Genomic DNA, 6,778 nt, shown 5'->3' on the forward strand with positions numbered 1-6,778 from the left:
CACCATCCATTTGAGCAGCACCAGTGATCATGTTTTTAACATAATCGGCGTGTCCAGGACAGTCTACGTGTGCGTAGTGACGAGTAGGAGTATCGTATTCTACGTGAGAAGTAGAGATTGTGATACCACGCTCGCGCTCTTCAGGAGCGTTATCGATAGATGCGAAGTCTTTCGCTGTACCACCGTACACTTTTGCAAGTGTAGTACAGATAGCAGCAGTTAGAGTTGTTTTACCGTGGTCAACGTGGCCGATAGTACCAACGTTAACGTGCGGTTTTACGCGTTCGAATTTTTCTTTAGACATGGATAGTCCCTCTGGGCACGGTATTTAGTGGCATTACGACCACACAACCAAACATGGGTTTGTTGAGTATATAACAAATTGATAAATATTGACTGAAGAGTGGTGCTGATAGGCAGATTCGAACTGCCGACCTCACCCTTACCAAGGGTGCGCTCTACCAACTGAGCTATATCAGCACACAAGAAGTGTGGAGCGGGCAGCGGGAATCGAACCCGCGTCATCAGCTTGGAAGGCTGAGGTAATAGCCATTATACGATGCCCGCAAAAACTTTTTTTACTCGTAGCGCTATTTAACTATTTGAATAATGGTGGTGGGGGAAGGATTCGAACCTTCGAAGGCAGTGCCGGCAGATTTACAATCTGCTCCCTTTGGCCACTCGGGAACCCCACCGAAATTCTTGAAACTGGTGCCGACTACCGGAGTCGAACTGGTGACCTACTGATTACAAGTCAGTTGCTCTACCTACTGAGCTAAGTCGGCTTAATTGATGCGCATTCTAGATAATGATGATTTTTGATGCAATACTTTAGTGCTTTTTTTTTATGCTTTTTTTATCAACTGACGTAATTTTATCCATTATCGACATTTCGCATACAAAGCAAGCCCTTCAAGAACCAATTCTGAGCGGTGATTATAATTTTTAATATCATCTAAAGGAAGATGACGAATCCCACCACCACACAGCACCACTTCAGGCTCTACAGCAAGTTTTTCACGGGCTTCTTTTAAGCCATATTCAATCAAGCCAATCAATGCCGCTCGACAACCATTTTTAAGGCCATCAGCCGTATTGTCAGCAAGACTTAGGCGATCATTATGGTCATGATCAGAAAACACCTTGGTGGTATTTTCCAGTACCACTTTCATCATTAACTGATAACCTGGTGCGATCCAGCCACCAAGATGCTTTCCATCACCACTTAAAACATCAAATGTTAATGCCGTACCAATATCAACGATAACCGTAGGACGCTTAAACTTTTGATGAATAGCAACTAATGTTAGCCAACGATCAACCCCTAAATATTGGTACTCGTTATAACCATTTTTAACTCCAAAATCTTTACGCATCGTTTTTACTTGTAACACGGGGATATTCGCAACTTGTGCAATACGCTGAATCGTATTATCCACTTCAACGGGTCCAACACTGGCAAAAACAATCCGTTTAATCTTTTGTTCTAAAATAGGATCTAATACTAACTCTAATTTTTTACTTGGATATTTACCAATCAGCTCAACTCGGCCACTTACTTGTAATAGGGCAACCTTAACGTAAGTATTACCCGCTTCAATTAATAACTGCATTAACAACCTCTAAGGCTGATTTCACCACCAACATAAGCAGTAATATCACCATCATTTTCCAGTAATAAGGCCCCTTGCTCATTAATACCGCGAGCAATGCCTTCAATTACACGATCACCAATCAACAGTTTAACTGGCCGATTTAAAAAATTATCTATTCTATTCCAACGCTCAACAAAACCACAGAGACCAACCTCTTCATATTCGGTTAGGGTTTGATGAATGCGCTCAATTAACGTCGCAGCTAGCACATTACGTGATGGCAATGGTAAACATGCAGCACTAAGATTAGTCCAAGCTTGATCTATCATTGCTGTCGCAGCCGTAGGCATCGCAATATTCAACCCAATTCCAATGACTAAATGCGCAGCATCACCCGCCTTGCCGGTCATTTCAACTAAAATTCCCGCTAGCTTTTGATCATGATAATAAAGATCATTGGGCCATTTTACGCGAATATCAGGCGCACCAAGTTGTTGTAACGCTTCAGCAATCGCCACACCAACCACCAAGCTTAACCCCATCGCCGCCGCAACACCTGCCTCTAAACGCCAATAAGTAGATAAATATAAATTACTACCAAAAGGCGATTGCCACTGCCGACCACGTCGACCACGACCTGCCTGTTGATATTCAGCCAAACAAACAGCCCCACTCGGTAATTGATCGATCTGATTAAGTAAATATTGATTAGTGGAATCGATTACAGGAATCAACTCTAATTGAGGACAACTCACCAATTTAGTAATACGTTGACTATCAAGTAATTCAATTGGTGCAGCTAAACAGTAACCTTTACCTTGAACACTATATAAATCAAGGCCCCACTGCTGAATAATTTTAATTTGTTTAGCAATGCCAGCACGCGACATTCCCAACGCCAGACCTAATTTTTCACCAGAATGAAAATGACCATCAGCTAATAAACGAATAAGGGCTAAACGGGTTGAATGTTCTTTCATTATGCTTGTATCTCGGCCAAATGCGTTTCAACGTTAGCTGCCATAAACCGCACCTCATGTTCCAATGCTATATCAAATTTTGCTGCTACACTATCAACCACATATTGTGCAAGGCTAATAACATCTTGCGCTGTTGCCGTACCAATATTAGTTAATACCAGCGCTTGCTGGGGATGTACTTTAGCACCGCCCACCTGATAGCCTTTTAAGCCACACTGATCAATCAGCCAACCTGCCGCTAATTTCACATGCTGGTCATCAACACCATAACTAGGCATGGTTGGATAATTAACCTGTAGCTTATTTAGCATATTCTTTGTAATAATCGGATTTTTAAAAAAACTGCCAGCATTACCAATCACCGCGGGATCGGGTAATTTTGCTTTACGCACTTCGCACACAGTATCAAACACTTGTCGAAGAGTAACCGTTGCTATATCAAATTGATTTAAAGGTGCATACGCGATTTTAGGTTGCCACATTTTTGGCAAACAAAAACCAACTGCAACAATGATATGACCATCTTTCAATTGATGCTTAAAAATAGAGTCTCGGTAACCAAACTGACAAGATGCTGCGTCGTAGCGTTTAATCTCCTGAGTGATAACATCAAGCACATCGACATATTGGCATACATCTTTAAGCTCGACACCATAAGCACCAATATTTTGAATTGGTGATGATCCTACACAACCAGGAATTAACGCTAAATTTTCTAAACCACCAATATTACGATCTACACACCAACAAACTAATTGATGCCAATCTTCACCGCCACCAACATGTAAACAAAAGCTCGTTGACGTTTCTGTTTGCGTAATACCTTTAATACGATTAAGAATAACCACGCCTTGATAGTCTTCACAAAAAAGTAAATTACTACCGTGTCCTACAACTAATTTAGCCATATTATTAAAACTTGCATCGTGCCAAATATGAATGAAATCATCAATATTTTCAGCTTCAATAATCTGTGTGGCAGTAACATCAATACCAAAGGTATGATAAGGCGCTAACCCATGATCATGTAAAACTTTCATGTTAATTTGGGACCATATCTTTATACTATTTGATTCATTTTACCCGATTCAATCTCACAACGCAGTGTTTTCCCATGAGCCAAGTCCACTATCAGCAACTAAATTTAATTCGATTACCCATCGTCAATAAACTCTATAAAGATTTTTATCCCGCAGGGAAAGCCAAACGTGATGAAATTTTATGGGTTGGAGAATCACCACAAGGTATTGTTTGTTGTGTTAGGTTTAAATCTATAGGCGAGTTACAACTATTAACAGGCATGCTCGTTAAACCTGAATTCCGCGGTCAAAAAATAGCAACTCATTTACTTCAGCACGCCATAGCACAAATAAAACAAAAACCGTGTTATTGCTTTGCGTTTATAGAACTTGAAGCCCTATATCAACACGTAGGGTTTATTACATTATCACCTCAGCAGCTACCTCATGATCTACAACAACGCTTTGGACGTTATTGTAATAGCGGAAAAAAACTCATTCCAATGCAATATAAAGTTCAACCATAATCACAATTTAGTGAGGCAGTTATATATCTGACAATGAGATAGGTTGACTTGCTATTTTTTCTGATATAATTCGATCCTTAACTCAAATTTATCTTCTTATAGATCGTGTAAACGAGGCGATAATGGATTCAGCTATTGCTAACAGGCAGCAAATAGATCAGCTGCCGCGTATTGCGCACAAGCCCGAAAATTTAGAGACTCTTTTTGACGCGAGTTCTTTCAGGGAGCGTTTGTACCAAGAAATTGATTCAGCACAGCAACGTATTTATATTGTTGCACTTTATCTACAAGATGATGAAGCTGGTCGCGGTATTTTGACAGCGCTATACGAAGCAAAACAACGTAACCCGGCATTAGATATTAAAGTATTCGTTGATTGGCACCGTGCTCAGCGTGGTCTTATAGGCGCAAGTCAATCTGATGGTAATGCCGCGTTATACCGTGAATATGCCGAGAAATATCAGCATTCTATTGAAGTCCTCGGCGTACCTGTTCGAAATCGTGAAGTCTTTGGCGTTTTACACCTAAAAGGCTTCATTATCGATGATACCGTAATATACAGCGGTGCTAGCCTTAATGATGTTTATCTCGCACAACACGACCGCTACCGCTACGACCGCTATCACGTTATAAAAAATAACAAATTAGCAAATAGCATGGCACAATTTATCACTGAAACCTTAGTAGAAAGTGATGCCGTCAATTGTCTAAACCAAGCAGTACGCCCTGACACAAAATCATTAAAAAGCGCGATAAAAGATCTTCGAGCAGAATTGCAACAAGCAAGCTACCACTACGTATCAGAAGCTATTGCAGCAGATGAAGTAGGCTTAACACCACTTATTGGTTTAGGTAAACGTCGTAATCAGCTTAATCAAGATATTTGCACTTTAATTGCCAGCGCACAGAATAAACTAACTATTTGCACGCCTTATTTTAATTTCCCTCGCGGCGTCAGCAAAGAAGTTATTAAAGCCCTCAAACGTGGTGTTAAGGTTACTATTGTTGTTGGTGACAAAACAGCGAACGACTTTTATATTCCACCGTCAGAGCCGTTTAAAACTATTGCAGGTTTACCTTATCTTTACGAAGTAAACTTACGTAATTTTGCCAAAAGTAATGAAGCAGCAATCGCAAGTCGCCAATTAGCGATTCATCTATGGAAACATGATAATAATAGCTTCCACCTCAAAGGGATCTGGGTCGACGATCAATACATGCTGGTGACAGGTAATAACTTAAACCCTCGAGCATGGAAACTTGACTTAGAAAACGCCATTCTTATTCATGATAAAAATCAACTTCTCGCACCGCAAACTCAGCAAGAAATAGATTGTATACTGACTCACACCACATTAATTGGTAGCTATAAACAAATCGAGAAAATCGACAGCTATCCACTGCAAGTGAAGAAATTAATTAAGCGAATTCGCCGAATTAAAGCCGATCATATCCTTAATCAAATTTTATAACGCTAATATCAAGCGCAGCAATAACGATTATTGTTGCGCTTGTCGTTATCATCAACCCACTAGACTTTCTCGCCCTAGAACTCATCTTCTCATTAGTTATCTGCCATCCTATTTCAGTATTTAGACACATTCAAATCCCTGCGCAAAATCATAAATATAGCTTTCCAATACATAATGACCTCCATAACTAGAGAGAATACAAAATAATGGTAGGGGTATTAGTCAACTGAATTACCGCACAACACAACCACTTTCTATAGATAAAAAACAATCCAAATAAAAATAAGATTACTTGCCTTAAAGCACTTCAGGAAAAACTACGTAGTGGTGTTCTGCATTTCTCACGCCTAAACAACATAAGTAGCTATCTAATTATATTAAACTTCAAGCTTAAGACTCTTCTGGTGGACAATTAATAGGAACGGATATTCACGCTTACATTCTCAAAGAATTTGATAAAAACTACCATCCAGATTCTATCTATTATCTACTTAAGCGCGCGGACTTTTCGTGGATAACGTCACGGTCAAAACATTCGAAATAATCACAACAAATTCAGGATAATTTCAAAAATTTAAAAAATTTAAAATTAAAACAATCCTTAAGATCACAGAGTATATAGGATTCAATAAGGTCAATGTATGGTTTCAATATGAAGTAAGGTTTGGACAACAGAATACGACTACCCGTATTTTACGGCTGAGCGAGAAACTCAACTAAGAGCGATAAAACAACAGCATTTATAATATGTTATCTATTGGGTTCAGTATGCCCAGCAAGAGGAATTGGTGAGGCTTTTGGTGAAAAATGATGCAGATTGGCACACTATCGATATTGCCAATCAGTTTAATAATCTCAGTATCATCAGACTTCCACCCTATTTCCCTAAACTTAACCCAGTAGAACAAGATTGGAGTTGGTTACAACAACACTAAAATGTGTTCAAGAGATTGGATTAACCTGAACAGTTAATTTTACAGATTAGAATAATATAGAGAAGAGTATTAACCAACTGCACTACCTCATTATGATAATCATTTTCTACAGACGAAAAAAAACCTGAATCTTTCGATTCAGGTTTCTTCAATAATGGCGGAGTGGACGGGACTCGAACCCGCGACCCCCGGCGTGACAGGCCGGTATTCTAACCAACTGAACTACCACTCCGCAGTGTCTATTCAGCAT

Annotated in this window: 8 protein-coding genes and 5 tRNA genes; 4 read left to right on the forward strand and 9 right to left on the reverse strand. The window is 39.6% G+C overall.

Features of this window, described 5'->3' with window-relative positions; genetic code table 11:
• The 8 genes from CZ809_RS20400 to murB all read right to left on the reverse strand — a co-directional run.
• Positions 1–304: GTP-binding protein (locus tag CZ809_RS20400; RefSeq protein ID WP_235865991.1), on the reverse strand; the 304-nt coding region annotated here is incomplete at its 3' end.
• Positions 305–404: 100 nt separating this feature from the next.
• Positions 405–480: transfer RNA gene (locus tag CZ809_RS20405), tRNA-Thr, on the reverse strand.
• A gap of 12 nt (positions 481–492) precedes the next feature.
• Positions 493–567 (reverse strand) — tRNA-Gly (locus tag CZ809_RS20410).
• A 43-nt stretch (positions 568–610) separates the two neighbouring features.
• Positions 611–695, reverse strand: a tRNA-Tyr gene (locus CZ809_RS20415).
• Positions 696–709: 14 nt separating this feature from the next.
• Positions 710–785 (reverse strand) — tRNA-Thr (locus tag CZ809_RS20420).
• A 96-nt stretch (positions 786–881) separates the two neighbouring features.
• Positions 882–1,613, reverse strand: coding sequence for a type III pantothenate kinase (locus CZ809_RS20425; protein WP_080159321.1), 732 nt, complete (start codon positions 1,611–1,613; stop codon positions 882–884).
• On the reverse strand, positions 1,613–2,575 hold the full coding sequence (gene birA / locus CZ809_RS20430; RefSeq protein WP_080159322.1) for a bifunctional biotin--[acetyl-CoA-carboxylase] ligase/biotin operon repressor BirA: 963 nt from the start codon (positions 2,573–2,575) through the stop codon (positions 1,613–1,615). The genes CZ809_RS20425 and birA overlap by 1 nt, the downstream gene beginning before the upstream one ends.
• A complete protein-coding gene (murB, locus tag CZ809_RS20435; RefSeq protein WP_080159323.1) occupies positions 2,575–3,615 on the reverse strand; it encodes a UDP-N-acetylmuramate dehydrogenase in 1,041 nt (346 codons plus the stop codon). The genes birA and murB overlap by 1 nt, the downstream gene beginning before the upstream one ends.
• 74 nt (positions 3,616–3,689) lie before the next feature.
• On the opposite strand from murB, the gene CZ809_RS20440 reads away from it, so the two are divergent.
• The 4 genes from CZ809_RS20440 to CZ809_RS21515 all read left to right on the forward strand — a co-directional run bounded on the left by CZ809_RS20440 (position 3,690) and on the right by CZ809_RS21515 (position 6,528).
• Positions 3,690–4,121 carry a GNAT family N-acetyltransferase gene (locus CZ809_RS20440; protein ID WP_210434307.1) on the forward strand — a complete coding sequence of 144 codons (432 nt, stop codon included), beginning with the start codon at positions 3,690–3,692 and terminating at the stop codon, positions 4,119–4,121.
• A 122-nt stretch (positions 4,122–4,243) separates the two neighbouring features.
• The gene (gene pssA / locus CZ809_RS20445; protein WP_080159324.1) at positions 4,244–5,593 is read left to right on the forward strand and encodes a CDP-diacylglycerol--serine O-phosphatidyltransferase; all 1,350 of its coding nucleotides are present in this window, start codon (positions 4,244–4,246) and stop codon (positions 5,591–5,593) included.
• 427 nt (positions 5,594–6,020) lie between these two features.
• On the forward strand, positions 6,021–6,137 hold the full coding sequence (locus tag CZ809_RS21570; protein WP_370738027.1) for a winged helix-turn-helix domain-containing protein: 117 nt from the start codon (positions 6,021–6,023) through the stop codon (positions 6,135–6,137).
• A 256-nt stretch (positions 6,138–6,393) separates the two neighbouring features.
• Positions 6,394–6,528 carry a transposase gene (locus tag CZ809_RS21515; RefSeq protein WP_158258970.1) on the forward strand — a complete coding sequence of 45 codons (135 nt, stop codon included), beginning with the start codon at positions 6,394–6,396 and terminating at the stop codon, positions 6,526–6,528.
• Between the two features lie 155 nt (positions 6,529–6,683).
• Here CZ809_RS21515 and CZ809_RS20455 read toward each other — a convergent pair.
• A tRNA-Asp gene (locus CZ809_RS20455) sits at positions 6,684–6,760 on the reverse strand.
• Positions 6,761–6,778: the final 18 nt, after the last annotated feature.

Origin of the sequence: Photobacterium piscicola (assembly GCF_900166965.1) — a bacterium.
In the GTDB taxonomy this organism is placed as follows: Bacteria; Pseudomonadota; Gammaproteobacteria; order Enterobacterales; family Vibrionaceae; genus Photobacterium; species Photobacterium piscicola.